The sequence below is a fragment of the Brevibacillus brevis genome, from assembly GCF_022026395.1.
In the GTDB taxonomy this organism is placed as follows: Bacteria; Bacillota; Bacilli; order Brevibacillales; family Brevibacillaceae; genus Brevibacillus.
In genome coordinates this window covers 5,765,712-5,791,361 of sequence record NZ_CP041767.1, presented here as the reverse complement: position 1 = coordinate 5,791,361, position 25,650 = coordinate 5,765,712, and the positions used below count along the sequence as shown (strand labels likewise).

The window sequence follows — 25,650 nt, the reverse complement described above, 5'->3', positions numbered from 1 at the left end:
GCCTACCCAGTTGGAACTTCCAAAAGGGGGCCCGCTTGTCGAACACTTCTTCCTTGAGAAACTTCCGCCCGTAGGGTGGCTTTGGCTCGACGGTCCCCTTTTGGAAGTGGAGACGGACAGTCAATCCCCCACTGCGGGCGTGTCAGAGTCGAAGAGAACTGTGCTTTTTCTTCTCCTCCCCTATGTTGACTCAAACCAAAATGCCCTATCTTATTATTTCTTCGTTCCAGTCAAATCCTGCACAGCTTCATCTAACTGCTTTTCAATCAGAATAGGGTCGTAGCCAAGCCATCTATCCACATTGACTACATAAACCTGATTCTTTTTGACAGCGGGCAAGTTTTTCCACAGACTGCTTTGCTCGATTTCTTTCAAATACTGAGCGGCATCCTCTCCAGGGAACAGCATCAGGAAAATATGGTCGGCTGCATATTCCGGTAGAAGCTCCATGGATACGTCTTTTGACCAAAACAGCGGGTCTTTTTCGATCTCGCTCTTTATGAGTGACGGTGGAGTCAACTGAAGATCGTTATACAAAACATGGCCCATATTGCGAGCACCGTACATTTTAATCGTTTTCGCACGGACGTTTAGTGCTGCAACAGTCTCGTCTTTCCCGACCTTAGCATGGACCAACTTACGTGCTTCTTCCACCTTTGCTTTGTACTTCTGCTCCCAAGCCTTTCCTTCTTCCTCGCGACCTAGAACTTCCGCTACCTTTTGTACATGCCCGTAGACATCATACTGATCGAAGGCGATCGCCACGACAGGCGCAATTTTTGTCAGTTTTTCATATACCTGTTGCTCGACTTCGGTACCGGTGAGGATCAAGTCAGGCTGCAACTCGAGGATTTTCTCCAGATTATAGGCATCATAATCTCCCACGACTTCGATTCCACTAACCAGTGGCTCCATGTCTGGACCTTCCATATGTCCCTTCAACGCACCGATTGGCTTCACCCCAAGGGCAAGCATGGGGCCCAAATATTGCAGAACTACGACGCGCTGAGGCTTCACAGGAATGGTAGATTCGCCCTTTGCGTGCTTCAGGACACGAGTATCGCTGCTTTTACTTTCTTGCGCAGGTGCTGATGGAGTGGGGCTGGCTGTCTGGCCGCATGCCGTGAGCAAGAACAAGGAAAGAATCATCAATCCTGACAGCCAAGCTTGTATGCATGATCGTTTCATCGTTATATCCTCCGTGAGTGAAAATGATTCTCATTAATAGAGTTCATCTTACCCTGAATGCCCTCTTTTCATCCATGGAGAATGTTCCGTTTTTCTTTGGACAATGTGGTGGTGTTTGCATGGTCAAAATTTGGACAGCCTCTTCCAGCTGAATGTCGAGGGAGAGGGGATCATACGAAAACCATATCGGATTAAGAATGACCACTTGTCCTTTTTGTACCGCAGGAATTCGTTGCCAGACATCCTGTTTCATTAACTCTAGGAAGTGTGCCCGTGAGAGATCATCATCAAAAATATGAACGAAGAGCCAATCTGCTGCATACTGGCTTAATTGATGCTCGTTGATTGTGGTCGCCCAGAAATTGGGGTTGCGTGTCAACTCTTCTTGAATCATTTTGGGTGGTGTCAGCTTCAACGATTTGTACAGAACATGCCCGATATTTCTGGCGCCGTATGCCAATAGGCTCTGTGGACGCACATTGAGGATCAAGAATGTATCTTCCTTTTGAATATGCGCGTCGATGCATCGCTTCGCCTTCAAAACCTTCTGTTCATGCTGCTTGAGCCACCTGTGTGCCTGGTCTTTCATGCCAAGCACATCGGCCAACGTTTTCAGATGACCAAATACATCACGATCCAGCCACGGAAGGGCAAGAGTAGGTGCAATCTTGGAGAAAGCAGCGCTATCCCCTGTCGATTCGGTCAAAATAAATGTCGGTTGCAATGGTTTGATTAAGTCTGGTGTGTTCTCGGGCAGGCTGACAATCTCATCTGCCTCTTTCATCCGTAATTGCTCACGTAAATAAGTCACCTGCTCTTCTGGAGCGCCAATCGGTCTGATTCCGAGTGCCAATAAATACTCCGCATAGTGAAAGGTGACGGGTGCCATTTGCTTCTGATTCATGCGAACAAAACCAGTCGGGGACACGCCGACCTGCTGCTTAAAGCGTCTGCTGAAGTAAAACTCATCGGCATACCCGACCAGACGTGCTACCCCACGCAATCGTTTATTCGATTCGCGCAGAAGCGTCTTGGCATGCTCCATCCGGCAGCTCGTCAAATATTCAATCGGGCTTTTTCCGACCTTTTTCTTGAAGACTTCGGTGTAATATCGAGGGGTAAGGCCAGCTCGATTCGCCAAATCATCCAAGGTGATTGGCTCGGCATAATTCGTATGCATGTAAGAAATAGTCTGATCGACAACGCTTGATGTTTCTACGGCAGCCTGCCGTTCTGCATGGCTCCAAATCAGGTGCAGCAATTGCTGAAAGCGAATTTGATTTTGAAAAGCTTCCAACGGATCACTGACTTGTCGATGAGTATACAGCGTGAGGGCAAGCTCCGTACTGTGATCGACTTGGTGAAATAAACACGAGCTGTGGTCAAGATGCCAGGAAAGACTCGGACTGTAGGCGTTGGTGACCTGCTCTTGCTGTTGCAGGGCGTCAAAATAGAGTACGAGGAGACGGAGTGGCTCTTCTGTATCAGGGCGTACTTGCCTCGCAGATTCTCGAGAAAGGATGAGTACACTTCCATCTAGTAGAGCCTGTTGATCCGACTCGTTCAGCATCTGGCCCGTTCCTTTTGTCACGATGAGCACAGCATGGGTTGATTCGCCGGAAAACGCCCATTCTTCAGTCGGTGACAAGGTGACCTGCTGTATGTCTTGAAGCAAAAACAAAGGACTGGGCGTTAGCACTGTATTTCCTGTCATGATACCAATTCGAAGGACTCGGTTACGACGATGCTTCCCTTGACAGATTGGACCATCGGGCAGTTTTTGCTTGCGGCTTCAATGGCCTTTTGCACTTTTTCTTCTTTCATATTTTCACCTGTAATGATGAAGTGGAGGTGAATTTTTTCAACCCGATTTGCCTCTGCCTCATTCCGCTGAACATCTGCGGTTACCTTCATGTCCGTGCACGCCATTCTCATCTTGTCCAATACTTTTCGCAAAACACCGCCACTGCAAACAGCGATGGAAGATACCAAGAGCTGGTAGGGGCGAAAGCCATACTGTTCATCACCCGATACGTGCAGCTCACCGTAGGACAGTTGAGTGACAAAACCATTTTCTTTCGCTTGAAATTCCATGCGTAACCCTCCCTTGAAATGGTTTTTCTTCATTATAAGAAAAAAAGGCTCCCGTGCGACAGTAATCTATCGGTACCGGAACCTTTTCCTCTTTGCTATTCCTTCAAAGCTTTCCCATTTTGCAAGAGAGACTGGATGCAACGAGGAAGCATGTCTTTTAACGTATCAAATGCATAGTCGATGTCCAGGCGTTCTGTCCACTGATGGGCATCACGTCCGACTGGACCGAGGTTCATGACAGGTACATCAAAAGCTTCGAGCTCCTGAAGCGGAATGGAGTAGCCGTTGTCCCACAAAGGCATGTTCGCTACTAATGGCTTCATGGATGCCGCCGGATATTGGAGTCCGACGTAGCTTAAGTCAGAAATTCCGCCAAAGTAGTTTTGTTTGACCAAATTGACCTGGTGCTGATCTCTCGCGTATGCTTTCATCTCTTCCGTCGTTTGTTGGATCAGAGGATGATTGCGCGAGCTGACTGCCGGGTAAAACGGTGGAGCGAAGAACAAGATCATCATCGGCGACAATTCTTTGCACAGAATCGCTAACTGATCCACCAGCTCGATCGTGGCGTCACGGTCGTCCTTGTCGCCGCGGTTGGCGATCACGTCTGCTTCCAACTGGCGCAGTTTTTCTTCCCCGTACGTTTTCTTCGCATAGGCATACAGTTCTTCGTAAGTCATGACGGAAATGGACAGATCACGCGGGCTAAACGGCGCGAAGTTGGCAAACTGGCTCGCGTGCTTGAGATAATTTTGCTTCATGCGCTCTGCAACATTTCTTGCCGATTCCAGCAGCGGCTCTACGACATCTTCCATTTGTTTTTCCAGCAGGAACAGGTTGAACAGCGTCACGGCACGGTGCGGAATTTGCACAGAGTACTCTTTTTTCAAATCCTTTTGAATCAGGTTCGTCGGTGGAGGAGATGCTTCCCCCTCAACGACCTCGCAAAAGGATGTGTTCAGCTCGAGTTCACATGTCAATTGGGAGGCCATGTAATTGCCGTTCAACCCGGCAAAAGGCTCGCCGACATGTGTTTCTTTGCCGTAGCAGAGGAAGCCTGGGAGCACTTTTCCGATGGAGCCTGTGTACAAGTACGTATTCGTATCCCCTGGATAGCGGGTAAACATCGGCTCCGAGTTGAGCACTGTGGTATAGCTCAGGTCGAACTCTTCGGCGATTTTCAAAAGCTCTGGGACTGCTGCCCGCATCCCGACAGAATTCACCTCTTCGTCAGGGACGGTCAGAAGCAAAATGTTGCCCTCGAACTCTCCAGCAATCGCTTGCTCAATCATCGACATGTGCAGTGTCAGTCCGCATTTCATATCCATGGTGCCACGGCCAAACAGCCAGTTGCCGGTTCGAATATCCTGTTGAACGTCTGCTGGCATATCGGCTTGGTTTTGTTGGAAGAGAGGAGTGAGGGTCTTCGGATCAAAAGCATGCTTCATCCAGGCGCCGTAATCCTCGACGTCGACGACATCAAAATGGCTGACGAGAATGACGGTGTCCCGTACGCCTTCTTTTTTGACCAAAGCAGTGACAAAATGGCGCCCATCTTCAGTCGGATTCGCACGCACATGATCGGGATTGGCTTGATAATAAGGCAGGGTACGAAGCTGATCGACGACGTAGCCAGGCAAGTCCTTCTCGGCAGATGATCCTGTAATGCTTGGGATGCTTACCAAATTGCACAAGAGATCGATGAGCTGCTCTTTTGTTTGCCATTTTTGCATAAAAAACGCCTCCGTTTTCCGTATAGTGAAAACTGTTTCCGGTTAGTGGGCAAAAAAATTAAGGTAAGGCACCGATCTTGTGGGAAATTTCTTTGGCACTTTGTTGGGCTTGTTCAATGAGTGAGGACAAGAGCTGCTCGTTGATTCGATAGCTCGGAACGCCGATACTCAAAGCACCTACGACCTTTTGGTTAACGCCGAAGATAGGAGCGGCAATGGATGCGGTACCCTCGGTTTTCTCACCGTAGCTGACTGCATAGCCGTTTTGTCTGATTTCTGGCAGTCGTTCTAACAGCTCGCGACGTTTTTCTGCATCCGGGACTAAATCGGTCACGATTTGCTCTGCTTCGGTTGGATTCATATTGGCGAGAATCGTTTTGTTTGCCGCACCGATATGCAGCGGAATACGCTCGCCCAGATTATCCATGCTTCTGACAGACATGGGACCTTCCACTCGTTCGAGTACGATGGCATGTGAGCCCTGTGGAATGTTCAGATAGACAGTTTCTCGTACGTCTGCTGCCAGTTGCTCCATGACAGTTCGGGCGACAGCGCGCATATCCATCTTGTCCAGGATGCGCAGCCCGATTTCCATCCACGTATAGCCGACCTTGTACTGCTTGCTCTCAGGAACCTGGAGGATGAGTCCATGCTTGATGAGGCTGCTAATTAAACGATGTACCGTACTCAGCGGCAGGTCCGTTTGTTCAGCAATTTCCGAGATGGACCAATGCTGCTTGTTAGGATCTGATACCAGGACGGAGATGATGCTCATCGCCCGGTCAATCGATTGTACCAACGTGGGTTACCTCCTGGCTTTGTTGCATAGTGACTGCTCATTGCATGTCACGCCAGCTTAATATGACCTCAATCTATCAGAATTTTTCAGCCGAATCAATATAATTTAGACGAGACAAAAATTTATTGACAAAAAATTTGAAACTATTTTACATTAAGAGTGTAATTTTGTATTGCAGAAGCGATTCCACAATGCGGAATATTTCTGGGTGATTGCTCAGAGAAAATGAATGCAATATGGTGGCGATGAACAAGCAAAAAGCAGCAAATGAGGAAGCGTTTACATGCTCGTTTCTCCGTCGCCCACTGTTAGACAAAAGCAAGATTCGAAAACAGAAGGGAGATCTATCATCATGAAATTTTCACGTGCGATTGTAAGAAAACCGGGAAAGAGTTATGTAAATGGTTTGACGACTTCTGATTTGGGTACACCTGATTTTGAACTTGCTCTTAAACAGCATGCCGCTTATGTAGAAGCGCTGAAACAGACAGGTCTGGATGTAACTGTTCTGGAAGCGGACGAGCGTTTCCCGGATTCTACGTTTGTGGAAGACACAGCTGTCCTCACGGAAAAGTGCGCCGTCATCACCAATCCCGGTGCAGAAAGCCGCAATGGTGAAATTGAGGATATGAAATTGGTGCTTCCTCGTTTTTATGACACGATTGAATATATTCAGGCCCCTGGCTTCCTCGATGGTGGAGATGTCATGCAGGTAGACAACCATTTCTATGTCGGTCTGTCGACACGCACCAATGAAGAAGGAGCTATCCAGTTCCGCGAGATTCTCTCTAAATACGGATATGAAGTCACCATTGTCCCGTTGAAAGAGTTTTTCCACCTGAAAACAGGTATCGCCTACCTTGGCAATGACTTGCTGGTTCTGGCTGGCGAGTTCATCGATTCTGAAGTGTTTAGCCAGTACAAGCATCTGGTCGTGGAAAAAGAAGTCGAGTACTCAGCGAACTGCATCCATATCAACGACTACGTGATTATTCCAAAGGGCTTTGAGAGCACGAAAAAGCAAATCACTGACGCTGGTTACAATGTGATTGAGCTGGAAATGTCTGAATTCCAAAAACAAGACGGAGGATTGAGCTGCCTGTCCCTGCGTTTCTAGCGCAGGCAGTTCTCTCTTCTTTTATAGCCCCCTGATAGCCCTCTTAAAAAGCAGGTGAAAGAGAGGAATCTTATGAACACTGGGAATGAAAGAGACACACAGCTACAACGCTCCATGAAAAGTCGCCACTTGTTTATGCTGTCGTTAGGCGGTGTCATCGGGACAGGGCTCTTCCTCAACGCTGGCTTCACGATCAATCAGGCTGGACCTGGCGGAGCACTTGTCGCCTATATCATCGGCGGGATTTTGTTGTACTTGGTCATGACATGCCTGGGTGAGCTTTCTGTAAAAATGCCAGTAACAGGCTCTTTCCAAGCCTACGCCAGCCAGTATATTGGTCCGGCGAGCGGGTTTACACTGGGATGGATGTATTGGCTAGGGTCTGCTACAACGGCCGGGGTAGAGTTTACTGCCGCGGGCATGGTCATGCAACGGTGGTTCCCGGATACGCCGATTTGGATTTGGTGCGCGCTCTTTATCGTTTTGCTCTTTGCCTTCAATGCGTTGACGACAAAAGGGTTTGCCGAAACGGAGTACTGGTTTGCCGGAATTAAAGTGTTGGCTGTCCTTATGTTTATTATTGTCGGACTAGGTGCTATATTCGGTATTGTCAGTATGGAAGGAAGACCCGCTCCGTTTCTCTCCAACTTTTCAGCAGATGGGGGACTATTCCCGTTTGGCATTGCGATTGTCTTTGTGACGATGATGAACGTCGTATTCTCTTATCAAGGCTCTGAGTTGATCGGAATCGCAGCCGGGGAAGCAGAAGACCCGCAAAAGACCATTCCGCGGGCGATTCGCAACGTTGTGTTTCGTATTCTCGTGTTCTATGTGGCGTCGGTCACGATCTTGTCCGCCCTCTTTCCATCAAGTGAGCTGGGGCTCTTGGAAAGCCCGTTTGTGACGGTATTTGATGCAGTAGGGATTCCTTTTGCAGCGGATATCATGAACTTCGTCATCTTGACGGCTTTGTTGTCTGTCGGGAACTCATGCTTGTACGCAGCCACTCGCTTGTTGTGGTCCCTTTCCCATAGCAATATGGCGCATCCCGTTTTTGGCAAATTGACCAAGCGTAAAGTGCCCTTGAACGCACTCTTGGCAACGCTGGCGTTCTCGCTTCTGTCCTTGTTAACCAGCGTGGTTGCAGCGGATACGGTATACGTGCTGCTCATGTCTGTATCCGGTATTGCGGTCACCTTCACGTGGATGGGGATTGCTCTCTCTCAATTCAACTTCCGCCGTCAATACTTGCGTGAGGGTGGAAAAATAGAAGATTTACAGTTTGTAGCACCGTTTTACCCAGTGATGCCGCTCCTGTGTCTGGCTATTTGCACATTCATTCTTATCTTCCCGGCGTTTGACCCGACACAGCGAATTGGCCTCTTCTACGGAATTGGTGCGCTCGTGCTGTTCTATACCTTCTATTATGTGCGCTATGGACGCAAAAAGGCGCATAAACCGAATCTTCCAACGCAAGGCTAAGTTGTTCTGCTCGATAGAAAAATGCCCCTGCCATGAATGATCTGGTCGGGGGCATTTTTGTGGCGTAAGGATGGTCTTCAGGATATTCCGAACAACTCGGCTAAATACGAATTCACAAACAAGCCGTCAGGGTCGAGCTCAGAGCGAATGGCGAGGAAATCGGGCAAGCGCGGGTAGACTTGATGAAGCCTCTCGGCGGTCATGCTGTGCATTTTCCCCCAGTGCGGACGTCCGCCATATCGGGCGAAAATTTCCTCCATCCGGGCAAAATACGCTTCGTACGGCATTCCCCTGTACATGTGGACGGCAATGAAGGCACTATCACGCTCATAGGCGGGACTGAGCCAGATGTCGTCCTTTTTCACGTACCGGCATTCAAGCGGAAAATGAACGGCAAAGCGCTCTTGCTCAATCGCCTGACGGAGCTCCCGTATGGCATCACCCATATGCTCGGCAGGAAAGCAGTATTCCATTTCGTAAAAACGCACAAGGCGAGGGGTGGCGAAAAGCTGATGGCTGTAGCCGCTTTCATGGACAGAGGGAACGCTTTGGGCGGACAGCCTGCTGACGCTTTTGGTGAGAGAAGGACGCAATCGGCAGCTCTCGGACAAGAGCCAAAACAGCCCATTCTCCACCACCATTTTTTTCAAATAGCTCCATCGCTGATTGCCGCTAGGGGGATCGCTGGTCTCGTTCATAAATTTCACCTGAACGGTGTCCGAATACGGGAAGATAAAAAATTCGAAATGCCGATGCTCGGTTTTGAACGTCTCCAGAGAGGACAGGCACTTCTCGAGAGGCATGCGACGGCTTTGGTAGCGCAGGCGATAGGCTGGGAGGACACGCAGCTTGACGCGCACGATGATGCCCAAGAGACCAAGAGAGACTTGCATGGCTTTGAACAGCTGAGACCGGGCCTGCTCGGATACTTCCAAAACCTCCCCGGATGCGGTCACGACTGTCAGCCCGACGACTTGCGTGGAGATGCTGCCAAAATGAATGCCTGTGCCATGTGTTCCGGTGCTGACAGCCCCTGCAATGGACTGGGCGTTAATGTCTCCGAGGTTTTCTTGTGAGTAGCCCGCTTGATGCAGGAGTTGTCCGAGTGTCTTGAGCTTGGTGCCTGCCCAGACTTCAACGGTATCAGAGGCAGGGTCTACACTGACGATTCCTTGGAGATGATCCAGGGATAGCAAGCAGTCTTCTGTCTGGACGAGACGAGTGAAGGAATGACCGGAGCCGACGACTCGAATCCGTGTACCTGCCTTCTTGCAAGCAAGGACAAGCTGCACGACCTCATCTACGGACTCTGGCATTGCGACTTGCTTCGGCTGGCTTTGTACATTTCCAGTCCAATTGCTCCAGTGATTCGCGTGCTTCTTTACAGTGAGCATAATCCATCCCCCCGATAGGTGGTCACTTCCTCGATGATTTTCCCGCCAGAGATGCAATACAGCCGGGTAAAACGTTCGCAGAGCTCGCCAGCTTTGGCATGGCGAAAAAAGATCGGGTCTCCCAGCTCCAGCGTTTCCATGCCTTGATAGTGGATGGGTGTCTGTACTTCCCCTGCTCCTTCGTTGAGAAACAGCTTTGCTCCCGCTGGCAAGTAAGGCTTGGGGAGTCTGTCACGCCCAGCAGAACCAGAGGCGATGTAGCCCCCGCCGGCACATGTGTAGATATGCGCTGCGGGCTTGCGGATAATCTCGAGGGCAAATCCGGCAGCAGGATGAAATCGAAAATCTTGAAAGTAGTCAAAAAGCCCGGGCGAAAAAAATCCGGAGCCTGCTGTAACCTCTGTAACGGCGTCTTCTTTCCCGGTCAAATGCAAGCTGCCCGTTCCTCCACCGTTTACGAAGCGGAGAGAAATGCCTAGCTCGTGAATGGCATGCACCAGTGTGGCACGTCGAGTAGCTACTTCTTTTACGGAATATTGCTTGAGGAGACGAATAATGCTGTTTTTCAGGAATTGACGAGGGTATCGATCGCCTACGCCAGCAATTTGAGCCTCGTACCCCATGACACCATCCAGGTAGAGATGATCGGAGGAAACAACGCGCTGGGCAAGGGAGAGGGACGCCTCGAGAGAGCGAAGTGGCGAGCGCCAGACGCCAAAATGCAGCCCCAACACATCAGACGACATGTCGATATCGAGACAGACCGGCAGTCTGGTTCCCGTTTCCCGGGCGATTTGTTCGAGCTGTTCGACATGAGGGAGAGAGTCGATCATCAAAGTAATGGAGCGTCCGTTCTTAATCTCGGAGGCGATTGACAAAAGCCAGCTTTTTTCCCAGAGCGGATAGCCAAGCAGCAGGTCATCGAAGCCTGCCTCGCACAGGTGAAGCACCTCAGGAGCGGAATAGCACATGAGACCACGAAAGCCATCGTCCAACTGCAATACATGTTTGAGAATGGCAACGCTTCGGATCGATTTGCTCGCGATTCGAACGGGTTTTCCATTGCTTTGCAGACTGATTTGCTCCGCATTTTCCTCCAGCAGATCTAGGTCGACGAAAGCGAACGGCTTGGGAACATCGGCAAAGGCAGACTGATAATAGCGATAATCCCGCATGTACAGGCCCCATCCTTTTTTGGACTGGATTTGAATGAAAAGAAGAACTGTAGATATTTCTTAAAATTCTATCTATTCTATCCATTTCTGTTTGATTCCTTCCTGACAAAGAGGGTCATGAACGGAAATAACGAATGTTCGCTTTTTAATATTCGTATTTTGATGTGTTTACAGATTGTAAAGGCATGTTTACGATAAAAATAACTTTAAAAGACGAATAAATGGGCTGTCTTCGGTTGACTTGATTCACCTTATAAGCTACTATACATATTGTTGTGAAGAACAACACAGGCTTGACGAATGAAATAGTGATTTGTATTCGTATATCCTCAGAAATATGGTTTGAGGGTCTCTACAGGGAACCGTAAATTCCCGGCTACGAATAGGGCAGTTTTGGTATACCCTATTCGTCGGCCGGGAATTTTTTGCATTTTTTCGGGGAGGGAACGTCATGAATAAGTATGATGTAATCGTTGTAGGAGCAGGACCAGCAGGGATTTTTACATGCTACGAGGTAATGCGCAAAGCACCGAATGCCAAGGTGCTGTTGATTGATAAAGGGCATGACATCTATAGCAGACGCTGTCCGATCTTGGAAGAAAAGATCAAGCTCTGCCCGCCGCCAGCAGGAAAAAAAGATTTCGCAGGCTGTTTGCCGGCCTGTTCGATTACCAGTGGTTTTGGTGGAGCAGGCGCCTATAGCGATGGGAAATTTAACATCACCACCGAATTTGGCGGTTGGATGACAGACTATCTCAGCCCTTCCACTGTACTTGGGCTGATTAAATACGTAGATGAAATCAATTTGGAGCATGGGGCAACGCAATCGATTACGGACCCGACCACAGAGACGATCAAGAGCATCGAGCAGCGCGGCTATGCAGCAGGACTCAAGCTGTTGCGAGCGCAGGTGCGTCACTTGGGAACGGAGCAAAACCTGGAGATTCTCCAGTCGATCTTCGAGCATTTGAAAAAGCATATCGACATGATGTTCAAGACAGAGGTCGCGGACATCATTACGGTGAAAGAAGCAGACGGACATCAGGTAAGAGGTGTCGTCTTGAAAAACGGACAAGAGTATGAAGCTGATTACGTGGTAATCGGACCAGGCCGGGACGGCTCCGCATGGTTGACGGATATTCTGAAAAAGCGCCGCCTGAAAATGTACAACAATCAAGTCGACGTAGGCGTACGTGTGGAGACGTCCGATGTCGTCATGCGCGAAATCAATGAGCACCTGTACGAAGGAAAATTCATTTTCAATACATCTGTTGGAACGCGTGTACGGACGTTCTGCAGTAATCCATCAGGCCACGTGGTCGTGGAAAACCACAGTGGAGTGATGGCGGCAAACGGGCACTCTTACAAAGACCCAGCGCTGGGCTCGATGAATACGAACTTTGCACTCTTGGTATCACATACGTTTACAGAGCCGTTTGACAAGCCGAATGAGTACGCAAGAGAAATTTGCAAGCGAGCAAATGATCTGTCAAACGGTGGGGTCATCGTGCAAAAGTACGGCGATATTTTGCGTGGTCGCCGTTCTACTGAGTCGCGTATTAAGGAAGGCTTCCTGGAGCCTACTTTGAAGGAAGCGGTACCGGGTGACCTGGGACTCGTGTTGCCTTACAACACGATGAAAAGTTTGATCGAGATGGTAGAGGCACTGGACAAGGTAACACCGGGGATCGCCTCCGAACACACGTTGTTCTACGGAGTGGAAGCGAAATTCTACTCAGCTCGTCCAAAACTGACTGAGGAATTCGAAACAGAAATCAAGGGATTGTTCTGTGGCGGGGATGGTGCAGGAATTACGCGTGGTCTGGCTCAGGCCGGAGCTGCTGGGGTCTGGATGGCTCGCAATATCGCGAAGCGCATGCAATAACGAATACGATCTTATCAAATAGGCTTCTTGCCGGGCACGCTTGTGCTTGGTGGGAGCCTTTTTTCATGAGGAAGCAGTATCGGGAAAGTAATGATCTCGATATGTCACGAGGAATTAGGCAGAAGCGTATTGTATAGAAGGGCCAATAATCAAACCACGACCTTTTGTTGGCAGGGAGGTATCTATGTTTTTTTGTGATGATGACGATACCGCTGTAATTGCACTTTGGATAATTTCCATTGGTTTTGTCATACTCGCCATTGATAAAACAACCAGATTAAGTCAAAAGCCTGCCTGCGACAATGAAAAGTTGATACAGCCCCTCATTCAATTAAACAAGCAAGTCAATGGGAAGAACAAGAATGGCAATGACGACGATGAAGATAAGCAATTCAAACGAATTGAAGAGCAAATTGCCCAATTACGCGACAGTGTTCAAGATATAAAGAAGAATTTACAGGAGAAGCCATGCAAAAACGGAGGGAAGAAGGATGATCGACAAAAATCTGGCGAATGAGCTGGTAGCGGTAGGCGGGTGGATCGCAGTTCTGGGTGCCTTCCTCGCTGCTATAGGCTCGACTGGACAGGTAGAACCGGACCAGGATACTTCTTCTACAGGGAAAGAGGCAAATGACAAAGAATCGAATGATTTGAAAAAACAAATGCTGCAACAGAAAAAACAATTGCAAAAGCAACAGATACAGCTTGAACTGATTCAATTGGAGCAAGAGCTCAACACCATCATCGATAGCACAAGGAAAAATGGCTAACAAAAAATGACTTCACCAAACTGCTTTTGGGCGAAGTCATTTTTTACTTGTTACGACGGCTGCAAATTATCGTTCATTTTTTTCAATACGCGGTTAAAAATAGCAAGTTCTGCTTCGTCAAGGCCACGGAGTGCCAGTTCCTCTTGTTCTTTGGCAGCCTCCAGCCATTCCGGGAACCGTTCGATTGCTTGTGGAGACAAGGACACATAGCGCTCGCGCTTGTCATCACCCTCTGAGCGAATGATCCAGCCCATCTCTTCCAATCGAGTGAGAGTCCGGGTAATCGTCGGCGCTTCCACATTCAGGTAATTGCTCAATTGAACCTGGGTGAGCGATTCACGATAATGCAAGCAAAGGATAATACCCCATTGCGAGCTGTATAATCCCATGGGAGCCAAAGACCCATTAAGTGATTTACTGAATATTCTTGCGGTTTGGCTAATTCGATGACCATAATAATGCATGAGTATATACCTCCAGGAAAGCTGGTCCGATATATCGTAAGCTTTATTGCTTAAGTAAATATGTACAATAACATACTAGCAGTTTCGGACATATAAGTAAACGTTTATTCGATGGCGAAATAATGGATTTTCTGACACAAATAGAATCAGGCGAGTGTCATGGAAGAAGACGCTCGCCTGGGTGGAAAATACGGCGGTACAGTGCATTAATCTGCGGACAAGATACTCAGTGGCCCTTTTTCATTGATGATCGGCTCCAGTTCATAGACCGAAATGGGGAACATGGGGAAACCGACGTAGTAAGGAGTAATTTCGTACAACTGGAAGTAAATGACCAGTGCTTTATCGGCGAGATAATAATCTTGATCAGGCTTAATCGAAGTAAAGCCATTAAGAGTGGGGATGTTTCTTTCTTTGATTTGACGCTTGATGTTTTCGGAAATTACCTTGACGTAATCGCTTCCTGGCTTGAATAATTCACGCAGCGTATACAGCTTGCCTGTTTGGATATCTGCGGTGATCGACCCGAGGAAGGTCATGCCGTGAGCCATTTGCGGTGTGTAGGCGTAGTTGCTCAACACGACGCTGAAAATACCGCGTTCGTTTGTCTTGATTTCGTAGCTTCCTTGCATTTCTGTATTTCCCGGTACCTGGACCCGTTGTTGCTCATGAATTAAGCCTTGAACCGTTTGATAAATCGCCCGGTTGATATCTTTTTCCGCTTGCTGGTTGGCTAGGCCTGCCAATTGGGGATAGTAAATCGTGGTGTTCGGACGGCTGATCGTACGTGTCAGCACAGTAGCTGGCAATTGATTGAGTTCCACTTTTTTCCGTTTCCTCCTGTACGTGTGAGTTGTGTAATAGCCTATTCGAAATTGTTTTTGGCTGTTCTCACTTTTTTCACAAATTTGGCAAAGGTTTGGCTATATAATGGGGAAAGAATCCGATACATAAGTAATAAGGAAAAGGGGGGCAATTATGATTCAATTGATTCGCAATACCTTGACTGACAAAGAAGGCTTTATGATTTTCATCCTATGGAATCATTTGTGGATGGCGGGACTCATTGCCTACCAAGTGGATGTGAACTTCTGGAAAGTGACGTCCTTGGGATTGCTGGTCACTTTAATTGTTTCGCCGTATTATTTCATTCGCAAAGATAGTCTTGTGATTCGTTATCTGGTAGCAATTGGACTCATGTTCTATGCGATTTCATTCGATCACTTTACCGATTACCAGGAGATCACCTTCCTCGCTTTTATCGTCATGGGCTTTTTGGCAGCCTATTTGGATTGGAAGCTGGTCGTAACAGCGGGAATTACCCAAATCATTGTCACGGTTATCGGGTTCTACACAGGAACCTACCAGATCTTCGATGGTGATTTTTCGGAGCTCAATTTGCTTATGCGTATTGTCACGCTTCTCATGATGATGGGAGCCGTCACGTATCTGTGTCTCGCCGGACAAGCCTCCCTGCAAAAAGCGCACGACGCAAGGCAGGAAGCGGAAGAGAAGGAGCGCCGTCTGGGAGAAATGCTTTTGAACATCCAGCAAATGACCGAGCAGCTGGATCGTACCAGCGATCATGTGCATGAGCATGCGGAAGGTACGAAGCGCAATACAGATGAAATGATGGTAGCCTTCAAGGAAGTCGCCGTCGGTATGGAATCGCAGGCGAATTCTACGGTGAAGATCGAAGAAGAGGTTCAATCCATCGATCAGGAAATCGAGGCGGTCACAACACAGACCAACGCAATGAAAACAGAATCGCAACAAAATAACCGTCGTCTGACAGAAAGTGTTCAGATGATGAACGAGCTGTCCTCGCAGATGGAGCAAATTGTACAGGCAGTCAATGTAGCAGCCTCAACGATTCACCAGCTCAATCGGCAGGCGAATCGCGTAGAGGAAATTGTCGGCGCTATTAATCAGATCGCGACACAAACGAATCTCTTGGCACTGAATGCAGCGATTGAATCGGCGCGTGCAGGCGAGCATGGTCGGGGATTTGCTGTTGTAGCGGATGAGGTACGCAAGCTGGCAGAACAAAGCGCGACAGCTACGCAGGAAATTACCGACATTCTCAAGTCACTCCACCAGGAAAGTGAGAATGCGGTGCAGCATATGAGCAATGGGGAAGTGTCTGTTGCAAAAGGCCAAGAGCTGGCCGTAAAAACAGTGGCCTCCATCGAAGCAGTGCGTGCCGGGATGATGGCTTTCCTGGAAGCTGCTGATCAAGTAAGCTCCAGCATGGACCGGGTAAAAGTGCGTTCCGGCGAAGTTGCCATCGAGATGTCGACCATTACAGCGGTAACCGAGGAATCGGTAGCCAATCTAGAAGAGCTGTTTGCGACAGCAGAAAACCAGCATCAAAAAGTGCGTGAGATTACGGAAGAGCTGGGCGAGTTGAATACGTTGTCGCATCGCCTCCAGCAAACCTTTCACGTAAATTAGAGGCTGTGCTTCTCGCCAAGTTAAACGGTGCTGAAAAGACGACTTTTTAAACTTCGATTTACTTTTAGAAGTGTTTGGAATTGAGAAAAAAGAATTGCATTTTCGAACCGTTCTGCTAGAATGAATTCCATTGTAACTGAATATATTCACCTACCTTATCAAGAGCGGCGGAGGGACTGGCCCGATGATGCCCGGCAACCACTGATCATGTCTATGCATGAACAGAAAGGTGCCAATTCCTGCAAAACCTGTACCATGGTTTTGACAGATGAGGAAGAGAACGGCTACGTACGCAAACTCTTCCTCCGGGAAGAGTTTTTTTGTGTATTTGTAAATGGGGAGGGGGAATAAACGAACGATAAATTAATTTTATAAGATAATATTCGTAAATAGTATTGAAAAAATAGGTAAAAAGCCGTACATTACCTAATAGGATAAAGAAAAACGTAAAGTTCGGATAGGGAGAGATACATCATGAAGAAGTTATTGCTGGCATTAACGACATTCGCAGTATTGGCAACAGGGTGCTCGACTGGAACCAGCGCACCTGCAGATCAGCCAGGAGGACAAGCAGCAGGACAAGAGGGAGCGGCCAAAAAGCGAATTGCCTTGATTTTGCCCGAGAAAATCGGTGTGAATCCGTTCTTCCAACAAATGGATGAAGGGGCAAAGAAAGCCGCACAAGAGCTGGGCGCAGAAGTGAAAACGATCGAATCTACGGACCATGGAGCGATTGAAGAAAATCTGCGTGTAGCTGTTGCAGAAAATTATGATTTGATCATCACTTCCTCCTTTACATCAGAGGATGCATTGAAAAAAGTAGCTACCGAAAATCCTGACCGTAATTTTGCGATTATTGATACCGTAGTAGATTTGCCAAACGTACGCAGTGTTACTTTCCGCGAGCAGGAGGCGGCTTACCTGGTGGGAGCAGCAGCAGGCTTGGCAACGAAAACGAACAAAGTAGGTATGGTTGTCGCTCTTGATATTCCGCAGTTGAAAAAATGGACAGTTGGCTTCGGAGAGGGCTTGAAAGCGACGAATCCAAAAGCAGAGCTGATGGTCAACTATGTAGGAAGCTTCACTGACCCGGCAAAAGCGAAGGAATTGGCTTTGCTCCAAGCTTCCAAAGGCGCTGACTTCATTAACGGTGCAGCAGCAGTAGGCGATCTCGGCGTTTTCGAAGCAGCGAAGGAAAAAGGCTTCTTCACAGCAGGTCAGGACGTTGACCGTACCACGATTGACCCAGAGCATATTGTTCTGTCCCAATTGAAAGGGACTGACGCGGCAGCTTATGAAACCGTGAAGACCTTTGTAGAAGGAACGTTCAAACCAGGTGTTGTGGCGTACGGCTTGAAGGAAAAAGGTGTTGGCGTAACCTATGTCACGCACGAAAGTAAAACGCCGCTGAACGCTTTTATTGGACAAGAAGTCGTGGATAAAGTGAAAGCGATCAGCGATGAGATCGTAGCGGGAACTCGCCAAGTACCAGATAAATTCTAAACACGCACGTCAAAATGCTTGTGCACAGTGATGGATGTGACCGACTACGGCTGTGTAGTCGGTCTTCCATTTTCATAAAAGGACGTACAGAAATGAGGGAGTGGGAATGACCGAACGCTTGGAAATGAGGGCCATGACCAAGAAGTACGGAGATTTTACCGCCAACGACAAGGTGTCGTTCTCACTGGCAGCAGGAGAAGTCCACGCGATTGTCGGGGAAAATGGGGCGGGCAAAACGACACTGATGCGGATGCTGTACGGGATGGAGCAGCCGACGTCGGGAGAGATCGTGTTAAACGGCAAGCCAGTTGTTTTTCGCGGACCAGAGGACGCGATTCGAAATGGAATCGGGATGGTTCACCAGCACTTTATGCTCTTCGGAGAATTCAGTGTGGCTGAAAATATCGTGATCGGATATGAGCCGAGGCAAGCGGGTTTTTTCAAAAGAAAGGATGCGGAGGACAAGGTGCGGGCGCTGAGTGAGCAGTATCGCATTCCGATTCAACCGCAGACCAAGGTAGCGAATTGCTCGATTGGGGAACAGCAACGGGTCGAAATTCTGAAGGTCCTGTATCAGGGAGCGGATATTATCGTGTTGGACGAGCCGACCGCTGTCCTTACCCCGCTGGAGGTACGCGACCTGCTGCAAACGATTCGAAACCTGGCAGAGAGCGGCAAGAGCGTCATTTTAATTACACATAAGTTGCAGGAAGTCATGGAGGTAGCCGATCGTATTACGGTATTGCGCGGGGGCAAAGTGACGGGAACGGTTTCGCGGAATGAGACAAATGCGGACGATTTAGCCAGATTGATGGTTGGACGTGAATTGCAGGAGCTAGCTGAGCGAGTTCCTCTGGATAAAGGTCCCTTGTTGCAGGTGGAGAATCTCACCGTTCGAGAAAAGCAGACACTGCTCGATCAAGTCAGCTTTACCGTACATCACGGAGAAATCGTAGGAATCGCTGGTGTTTCCGGGAATGGCCAATCCGAGCTGCTGCAAGCGATCAGTGGCTTGCGAGCGGCACAGGAGGGCACGGTGCGATTAGGTGGCAAGGACGTGACGAACAAATCAGTAGCCACCATTCGGGATTTCGGCTTGGCGCATATTCCGGAGGATCGCTACCTGTGGGGAGCGGCCACACTCTCAAGCGTCGAGGAAAATGCGTTGATGGGCTATCAGCGAAAGCCTGCTTACAACCGCCGCGGTGTCGTTTTGCGGGAGAAATTTCGCCAAGTCGTAAAAGGCTGGGTTGAGAAGTTTTCCATCAAGACGGGCTCCCGACAATTGCAGGAGCTGGCAGGAAATCTGTCAGGTGGAAACTTGCAAAAGCTGATCGTAGCAAGGGAGTTGGGACATGAAACCCCGTTTTTGATTGCGGCTGAGCCTACACGAGGGGTGGATATCGGTGCCATGGAGTACATCCATCAGGCGCTGATCGAAAAACGCAATCAGGGAGACGCGATCTTGCTCGTCTCCTCCGAGCTGTCCGAAATTCTCGCCTTGTCTGACAGGATTTTGGTCATGTATAAAGGGCGAATCGCTGGAGAGCTTTCACGCCTGGAGGCAACCGAAGAAAAAATCAGCGTGATCATGGCGGGAGGAAGCATTCATGGCAGCAATCAAAGAGCTATCTAAGTCATTGGTGCAGCCGATCTTGGCTGTCGTTATCGGTTTGTTGACCGGGGCGCTGGTCATTGCTGCGGTTGGCGAATCGATCTTGGGCACCTACCAGGAAATGTGGAAAGGGGCCTTTGGCAGTTTTTATTTCTTTACGTCTACATTAGCGAGAGCCACGCCTATCATGCTGATTGCCTTGGGTCTTTCCCTTGCATTTCGGGCAGGGGTATTCAACCTGGGGGCGGAAGGGCAAATGGTGCTGGGTGCCGTCAGTGCTGCGCTAGTCGCGATCTATTTGCCAGCACCGGGAATGGTCAAAATTTTGGCGGGTATTTTCGCGGGAATGGCGGTTGGCGGGTTCTGGGCGTTGTTGCCAGGTTTTATGGAAGCGCGCTTTCGCATTCCATTGCTCATCTCTACGTTGCTTTTCAACTACATCGCGGTATTGTTTGCGAGCTATCTCGTGACAGAGCCATTCCGGGATCGCACGGGCTCTGCGGCACTTGCACAGACTGTCATGCTGGAGAAAAGCGCGTGGCTTCCGAAGCTGTTTGCCGGGATGAGCGTACATGCAGGTTTTTTGTTTGCGATCGTTGCAGCGCTGCTCTTGTTCTGGGTCCTTCGTTTTACGCCTTTTGGCTATGAAGTGAAGATGCTGGGTCAAAACTCGCTGTTTGCTCAATACGGAGGCATTAATCGAATTCGAGTCATGCTGACAGGTATGTTTGCCAGTGGTGGATTGGCTGGCTTGGCGGGAACCGTCGAGGTAATGGGGGCGCACTATCGTTTTGTGGACGGGGCACTGACTGTACCGGGCTTCGCCTGGACGGGCCTGATGGCAGCTCTGCTTGCGAACTCGCACCCGCTTGGCATCATTGTGACTTCGATCCTGCTTGCTGCTTTTCAGACAGGAGCCATGGGTGTAGAGCGGAATACGGATGTGCCGCTGGAGCTGGCAAGTGTGATACAAGCCGTATTGATATTGTTCATCTCCGCCAAGTTCAGCTACGACTGGTGGAAAAAGCGGAAGGCAAAAGGAGGGGAATCGCATGGAGCTCTTTGATTGGTCCCTCCTCAGTTCTACCATTCGGATGGTCACGCCGATCTTGTTGGCAGCTTTGGGTGGAGCGCTCTGCGCACGTGTTGGAATCTTTAATGTTGGCTTGGAGGGATTGGTACTGGTCGGTGCCTTTTCTGCGATTGTCGGCAATCATTTTACCGGGAATCTCTTTCTGGCCGTCTTGATTGCAGCACTGGTCAGCATTGTCTTTTCACTCTTATTCGCATACATGACGATCAAGCTTAGGGCGAATGAAATCGTTGTCGGTGTGGCGATTAACTTTCTGGCGCTCGGGTTGACGACATTTGCACTGCGGGCGATCTTCGGTGTCAAAGGCGCGTTTTACGATAAGGATATGGCTGGCTTGCCCACCGTCGAGATTCCTTTCATTCACGATATTCCGGTCATCGGAGGCATTGTCTCTGGTCATTCGCCGCTCGTGTACTTTGCGTTTTTGGCTGCGATTCTGTTGTATGTGTTCTTTTATCGGACGGTTACAGGCTTCCGCGTCCTCGCAGTTGGTCTGAATCCCGTTGCGGCACGTAGTCTCGGCCTGAAAGTGACGGCGCTTCAAGTGCTGGCGATTGTAATGAGTGGCGCATTGTGCGGGATTGCAGGGGCACAGCTCTCACTGGGGCAAGTCACGATGTTTACAGAAGGTATGACGGCTGGTCGAGGCTTTATCGCATTGGTAGCGATGATGATGGGGCAGTCGCATCCACTCGGTATTTTGGCTTCGAGTCTTTTGTTCGGGTTGATGGATGCCCTCAGTATTCGTTTGCAGGGCTTTTCGCTTCCGACGCAATTTACGGCGATGCTGCCATACGTGCTGACAATTGCGGCGATGTTCTTCTTGAAGAACAAGAGTCAGATCGGCAACGACAATCAGCAGAGCACCCGTTAAACACAGGCTATATAGACAGCAAAGACAGGGGGAAATGCGATATGAACAAGGCAGATCGGATCAAAAGAATGAAAGTACCAGCTCCGGTGGGACCGGGACTCGCCAGACGACTTCCGCCAGGACAAATCCTGACAGAGCGCTTTCCCATTTTGCATGAGGGAGACGTGCCAGTGTATGACATGAACGAATGGACGCTGCGCGTTTTCGGAGAGGTAGACCGGGAAGTGACGCTTACCTACGAAGAGATCATGGCGATGCCGCAGGTGACAGTGACGAGCGACATTCACTGCGTGACGCGCTGGTCCCGTTTTGACAATTCGTTTACAGGTGTGCGTTTTCGTGATTTTCTACAGGCGATTGGCGTGACTCCGCAGGCGAACTTCGTCATGCTGCATGGTGATCACGACTATACCGCCAATGTGCCGCTCGCTGATCTGGAGCGTGATGATGTGCTGCTGGCTCACTCCTTTGATGGAGAGCGACTAACGGACAAGCACGGCTGGCCGCTTCGCCTGGTTGTTCCTCATCTGTATTTCTGGAAAAGCGTGAAGTGGATCAGAGGAATTGAATTTATGACGGAAAACAAGCCCGGCTTCTGGGAGCAAAATGGTTTTCACTTGATCGCAGACCCGTTCCGCGAAGAGCGGTTCTCTGGTGAAGCGTTGCCGATCCCAGAGGATGAGTGGGAGAAAAAGGAGTTCGATTGAGATGTTGACGAATCTAAAGGTAGATCCAGAACAACTGCCAAAGCGCGTCATCGTGTGCGGTGATCCAAAACGTGCAGCCTTGATTGCATCGAAACTCGACAATCAGCATCAAATCGGGGAAAACCGCGAATATCACAGCTATGCGGGTACGTGGAAAGGCGTCGAGGTAGCGGTAGTGAGCCATGGGGTAGGCGCACCGGGAGCAGCCGTATGCTTCGAGGAGCTGGCGAAGGGCGGCGTGCAGGTCATCATTCGTGTAGGAACTGCCGGGTCATACCAAAAAGAAATCGAGACAGGCAGCCTCGTTATCAGCTCCGCGGCGGTTCGCCAAGACGGCTTGACCAGTCAGTTGGTTCCGGCGGGCTTCCCGGCTGTTGCCAATCGCCATGTCGTGGACGCGCTCGTACAAGCAGCGGGAGCAAACGCATCAGACTTGAAGGTATTCGAAGGAATCACACTGACACTCGATGTCTTCTACAGTGGAGTGCTGGAATTCCCCCACAAGCTGTACCAAAAAGCTGGCGTTTTGGCAGTCGAAATGGAAAACACCGCCCTGTTCGTGATTGCGGCTCTCCGCGGTATGAAGGCAGGCTCTATTTTAGCAATCGACGGATATGCAGATGCAGAATTGCTCGAATCGTATAACCCGCACACCGATGTGATGGCACAAGCCATTGAAGCAGAAGCATTGATTGCACTGGATGCGGTTATTGCGGTTTCCCAGTAAAGATTAGGTAAGCCCAGAACGATTACAAGTCCTGGGCTTTTTTATAGTTTTAAAAGGTATCGATGAACCAACAAAGCTGGTTAGAAGAAAAAGCACAGAGCTCGTAGACCTTGACAACGCCAACCCAGTCGGAACTTCAAAAAGGGGACCCGCTTGTCGAACACTTCTTCCTTGAGAAACTTCCGCCCGTAGGGTGGCTTTGGCTCGACGGTCCCCTTTTTGAAATGGAGAGGGACAGTTTATCCCCCCTGCTGGCGTGTCAGAGTCGAAGAGAACTGTGCTTTTTCTTCTCCTCCACAATGTTGACTCAAACCAAAGCGACTATTCCTCGTTAAACCGATCCAGCATCGAGATCGTATCAATCAAATGATTGTTAAAAATCTGTCTCGCCACACTCAACAGCTCGATGATCATCGGATCACGCAGCGAGTAGGTGACTTTGTTTCCGTCCTTTGTTCCGTACACGATATTGTTGTTCCGCAAAATGGCGAGCTGTTGGGAAACAGCGGAGCCTTCACTCCCGATGAGTGTCTGAAGCTCGTTTACATTCTTATCTCCTTCCACCAGCAACTCCAGAATCCGAATCCGCAGGGGATGACCCAACGCCTTGAAAAAATTCGCTTTAAATTGCTGTAGTTCCAAATTCAATGATAGGTTCCTCCGATCGTAACATCATGTGGAAGTTTCAGTAGGAGCGGACAGGCGCGTGCATTCGCGAAAGGCAAAATGCTTGCATCCGAGGCACTTCCCAGTGTCAAGTAGACTAAGGGCATACGCTATCGCGTCCCCAGTATGAGTAAAAAAGTGAGCTTCGCCTACGAGGCCATATAGTCCCGTACGCTGCAAGATTTTCTTGGGGCCAGATTGGATTCCTGAAATAAGGACTGTTGTTCCTTGGTCCATACATTGTTTCACAATCCTGGACAAATTCGCTTCCCCAGTCATGTCCATCAGAGGGACTTTTCCCATCCGCAGCAGCAACACCTTTGGTTGTCGCTGAAGGGTTTGCGTGAGGGAGCTTTCAAACAAGTCGGCATCCCCGAAAAAGAGTGGGCCCTCAATCGTGAAAATGCTGATTTGCGGGCAATCATGCTCCTCGGTCACCATATGCGGCATGACTTTGTCGTGGTTGGACGAGGGATCAGGCAGTACCTGAGCTACCCGCAAGCTATCGCGCGTTCGTTTGACAAACAACAGGATAGATAGCACCAATCCCACTTCAATAGCAACGGTTAAATTGGTGAAAACGGTCAAAAGGAAGGTGAGCACCAGTACAAGAGAATCGCTCGTCTTTACTTTGAACATGTGGGCAAATTCCTTGCGCTCACTCATATTCCAGGCAACCAGCATCAAGATCGGCGCCATACTCGCCAACGGAATATGCGAAGCATAAGGGGCGAACAGCACGAGGATGAGCAAAACGACCAGACCATGAATGATGCCAGACATGGGGGAGGTTGCTCCGGTTCGAATGTTGGTGGCTGTTCTCGCAATCGCGCCAGTAGCAGGAATTCCCCCGAATAACGGAGTCACGATATTGGCAATCCCTTGGCCGATTAATTCACGGTTGCTGTTGTGGCGACTGCGTGTCATCCCATCGGCGACGACGGCAGATAATAAAGACTCTATCGCTCCTAGTATAGCAATGATCAGGGCTGGACTCAGTAACTTTTGGACACGTTCCCATGTGATTTCAGGAAAATGAAAGCCGGGTAATGCACTTGGTATCTCTCCAAAGGTGGAGCCAATCGTCGCTACCTTCCCTTCCAAAAAGAGGACGGAAACGACACTGGAGACTACGAGACCAACGAGAGAGGCCGGTATGCTACGGATGAATCGGGGAGTCACCAAAATAAGGGCGAGACTCAAAATAGCAATGGCTACGCTGTATAGATTAATCGTGTTCAGATGAAGGACGATTTCCCTCATGTTGGACAGAAAATCTTCATGTCTCTGCAACTGCTCCAGGCCGAGAAAGTTGGCAATTTGACCGGAGAAAATGATAACGGCAATCCCCGAAGTAAATCCGATGATGACGGGGCGCGGAATGAATTTGATCAGCCCTCCCAGCCGTAGAACCCCCATGAGAACAAGGAGAATCCCTGCCATGAATCCAGCGAGGAGCAAGTCTGCATAACCGTATTGCATGACGATTGCAAATAATATCGGGATAAAAGCACCAGTAGGTCCACCGATTTGATAGCGGGAACCGCCAAATAGAGAAATCAAAATCCCGGCGATAATGGTCGTGTAAATTCCGTACTCAGGCTTTACTCCGGAGGCGATAGCAAATGCCATCCCCAATGGTATCGCGATAATACCGACGATTACTCCTGATACACAGTCTTTTCGAAAGGAAACAAGATTGTAGCCTTCGAATCTTGGTGCCCACTTCATGATTGCAACCCTTCTTTTCGTATTTTCGAATATTTGATTATTTGAATATAGATGGATCATACATCCGCTCTTCCATTCCGTCAATTCCAATCCTTACATGAACTTTTCCGTTTATTAATAATTGCTTCAAGATTCCTTAACGCTCGTACAGTACCATTCAAAGTAACAAGTGAACACAT

The 25,650-nt window shown here is 49.1% G+C and carries 23 protein-coding genes and 2 riboswitches; of the genes, 12 read left to right on the top strand and 11 right to left on the bottom strand.

Features of this window, described 5'->3' with window-relative positions; translation table 11 throughout:
• Positions 1-213: 213 nt before the first annotated feature.
• The 5 genes from FO446_RS27280 to FO446_RS27260 all read right to left on the bottom strand — a co-directional run bounded on the left by FO446_RS27280 (position 214) and on the right by FO446_RS27260 (position 5,814).
• The gene (locus FO446_RS27280) at positions 214-1,188 is read right to left on the bottom strand and encodes an ABC transporter substrate-binding protein (RefSeq protein WP_173610356.1); all 975 of its coding nucleotides are present in this window, start codon (positions 1,186-1,188) and stop codon (positions 214-216) included.
• A 43-nt stretch (positions 1,189-1,231) separates the two neighbouring features.
• Entirely contained in the window at positions 1,232-2,836 is a 1,605-nt protein-coding gene (locus FO446_RS27275) for a helix-turn-helix domain-containing protein (RefSeq protein ID WP_237899583.1), read from the bottom strand.
• A 62-nt stretch (positions 2,837-2,898) separates the two neighbouring features.
• Positions 2,899-3,282: an OsmC family protein gene (locus tag FO446_RS27270; RefSeq protein WP_237899582.1), complete on the bottom strand. Its 384-nt coding sequence runs from the start codon at positions 3,280-3,282 to the stop codon at positions 2,899-2,901.
• Between the two features lie 95 nt (positions 3,283-3,377).
• Positions 3,378-5,015, bottom strand: coding sequence for a M20/M25/M40 family metallo-hydrolase (locus FO446_RS27265; protein WP_232773879.1), 1,638 nt, complete (start codon positions 5,013-5,015; stop codon positions 3,378-3,380).
• Positions 5,016-5,073: 58 nt separating this feature from the next.
• Complete coding sequence (locus FO446_RS27260; protein WP_173610360.1) at positions 5,074-5,814, bottom strand: IclR family transcriptional regulator; 741 nt, start codon at positions 5,812-5,814, stop codon at positions 5,074-5,076.
• A gap of 352 nt (positions 5,815-6,166) precedes the next feature.
• Between FO446_RS27260 and FO446_RS27255 the strand changes: the two genes are divergently transcribed.
• Positions 6,167-6,931, top strand: coding sequence for a dimethylarginine dimethylaminohydrolase family protein (locus tag FO446_RS27255; protein WP_173610361.1), 765 nt, complete (start codon positions 6,167-6,169; stop codon positions 6,929-6,931).
• 72 nt (positions 6,932-7,003) lie between these two features.
• Positions 7,004-8,413 carry an amino acid permease gene (locus FO446_RS27250; protein WP_173610362.1) on the top strand — a complete coding sequence of 470 codons (1,410 nt, stop codon included), beginning with the start codon at positions 7,004-7,006 and terminating at the stop codon, positions 8,411-8,413.
• A 77-nt stretch (positions 8,414-8,490) separates the two neighbouring features.
• On the opposite strand, the gene FO446_RS27245 is transcribed toward FO446_RS27250, so the two are convergent.
• On the bottom strand, positions 8,491-9,807 hold the full coding sequence (locus tag FO446_RS27245) for a D-arabinono-1,4-lactone oxidase (protein ID WP_237899581.1): 1,317 nt from the start codon (positions 9,805-9,807) through the stop codon (positions 8,491-8,493).
• Positions 9,795-10,982 (bottom strand): amino acid deaminase/aldolase, encoded by a 1,188-nt coding sequence (locus FO446_RS27240; protein WP_237899580.1) that lies wholly within the window; start codon positions 10,980-10,982, stop codon positions 9,795-9,797. Before FO446_RS27240 ends, FO446_RS27245 begins: the two co-directional genes overlap by 13 nt.
• Before the next feature lie 299 nt (positions 10,983-11,281).
• A riboswitch (purine riboswitch) is annotated at positions 11,282-11,381 on the top strand.
• A gap of 52 nt (positions 11,382-11,433) precedes the next feature.
• Between FO446_RS27240 and FO446_RS27235 the strand changes: the two genes are divergently transcribed.
• The 3 genes from FO446_RS27235 to FO446_RS27225 all read left to right on the top strand — a co-directional run bounded on the left by FO446_RS27235 (position 11,434) and on the right by FO446_RS27225 (position 13,637).
• Positions 11,434-12,867 (top strand): NAD(P)/FAD-dependent oxidoreductase, encoded by a 1,434-nt coding sequence (locus tag FO446_RS27235; protein WP_173610365.1) that lies wholly within the window; start codon positions 11,434-11,436, stop codon positions 12,865-12,867.
• Positions 12,868-13,051: 184 nt separating this feature from the next.
• On the top strand, positions 13,052-13,384 hold the full coding sequence (locus tag FO446_RS27230) for a hypothetical protein (protein ID WP_173610366.1): 333 nt from the start codon (positions 13,052-13,054) through the stop codon (positions 13,382-13,384).
• Positions 13,359-13,637, top strand: coding sequence for a hypothetical protein (locus FO446_RS27225; protein ID WP_173610367.1), 279 nt, complete (start codon positions 13,359-13,361; stop codon positions 13,635-13,637). The genes FO446_RS27230 and FO446_RS27225 overlap by 26 nt, the downstream gene beginning before the upstream one ends.
• A 50-nt stretch (positions 13,638-13,687) precedes the next feature.
• Here FO446_RS27225 and FO446_RS27220 read toward each other — a convergent pair whose 3' ends face one another.
• Positions 13,688-14,101, bottom strand: a complete 414-nt coding sequence (locus FO446_RS27220) for a MarR family winged helix-turn-helix transcriptional regulator (RefSeq protein WP_173610368.1) — start codon at positions 14,099-14,101, stop codon at positions 13,688-13,690.
• 206 nt (positions 14,102-14,307) lie between these two features.
• Entirely contained in the window at positions 14,308-14,925 is a 618-nt protein-coding gene (locus FO446_RS27215) for a DUF3298 and DUF4163 domain-containing protein (RefSeq protein WP_173610369.1), read from the bottom strand.
• Positions 14,926-15,079: 154 nt separating this feature from the next.
• Here FO446_RS27215 and FO446_RS27210 point away from each other — a divergent pair, with 154 nt between their 5' ends.
• The 7 genes from FO446_RS27210 to FO446_RS27180 all read left to right on the top strand — a co-directional run bounded on the left by FO446_RS27210 (position 15,080) and on the right by FO446_RS27180 (position 23,074).
• Positions 15,080-16,555 carry a methyl-accepting chemotaxis protein gene (locus FO446_RS27210; protein ID WP_173610370.1) on the top strand — a complete coding sequence of 492 codons (1,476 nt, stop codon included), beginning with the start codon at positions 15,080-15,082 and terminating at the stop codon, positions 16,553-16,555.
• Positions 16,556-16,707: 152 nt separating this feature from the next.
• A riboswitch (SAM riboswitch) is annotated at positions 16,708-16,830 on the top strand.
• Between the two features lie 199 nt (positions 16,831-17,029).
• Entirely contained in the window at positions 17,030-18,058 is a 1,029-nt protein-coding gene (locus tag FO446_RS27205; protein WP_173610371.1) for a BMP family lipoprotein, read from the top strand.
• 106 nt (positions 18,059-18,164) lie between these two features.
• A complete protein-coding gene (locus FO446_RS27200; protein WP_237899579.1) occupies positions 18,165-19,694 on the top strand; it encodes an ABC transporter ATP-binding protein in 1,530 nt (509 codons plus the stop codon).
• Positions 19,669-20,739: an ABC transporter permease gene (locus FO446_RS27195; RefSeq protein ID WP_173610373.1), complete on the top strand. Its 1,071-nt coding sequence runs from the start codon at positions 19,669-19,671 to the stop codon at positions 20,737-20,739. The genes FO446_RS27200 and FO446_RS27195 overlap by 26 nt, the downstream gene beginning before the upstream one ends.
• Positions 20,726-21,640, top strand: a complete 915-nt coding sequence (locus tag FO446_RS27190; protein ID WP_173610374.1) for an ABC transporter permease — start codon at positions 20,726-20,728, stop codon at positions 21,638-21,640. Before FO446_RS27195 ends, FO446_RS27190 begins: the two co-directional genes overlap by 14 nt.
• Positions 21,641-21,681: 41 nt before the next feature.
• The gene (locus FO446_RS27185) at positions 21,682-22,347 is read left to right on the top strand and encodes a sulfite oxidase-like oxidoreductase (protein ID WP_173610375.1); all 666 of its coding nucleotides are present in this window, start codon (positions 21,682-21,684) and stop codon (positions 22,345-22,347) included.
• A gap of 1 nt (position 22,348) precedes the next feature.
• Entirely contained in the window at positions 22,349-23,074 is a 726-nt protein-coding gene (locus FO446_RS27180; RefSeq protein ID WP_237899578.1) for a nucleoside phosphorylase, read from the top strand.
• Between the two features lie 321 nt (positions 23,075-23,395).
• Here FO446_RS27180 and FO446_RS27175 read toward each other — a convergent pair whose 3' ends face one another.
• Positions 23,396-23,722 carry an ArsR/SmtB family transcription factor gene (locus FO446_RS27175; protein WP_173610377.1) on the bottom strand — a complete coding sequence of 109 codons (327 nt, stop codon included), beginning with the start codon at positions 23,720-23,722 and terminating at the stop codon, positions 23,396-23,398.
• A 24-nt stretch (positions 23,723-23,746) separates the two neighbouring features.
• Positions 23,747-25,471 (bottom strand): SulP family inorganic anion transporter, encoded by a 1,725-nt coding sequence (locus FO446_RS27170; RefSeq protein ID WP_173610378.1) that lies wholly within the window; start codon positions 25,469-25,471, stop codon positions 23,747-23,749.
• Positions 25,472-25,650: the final 179 nt, after the last annotated feature.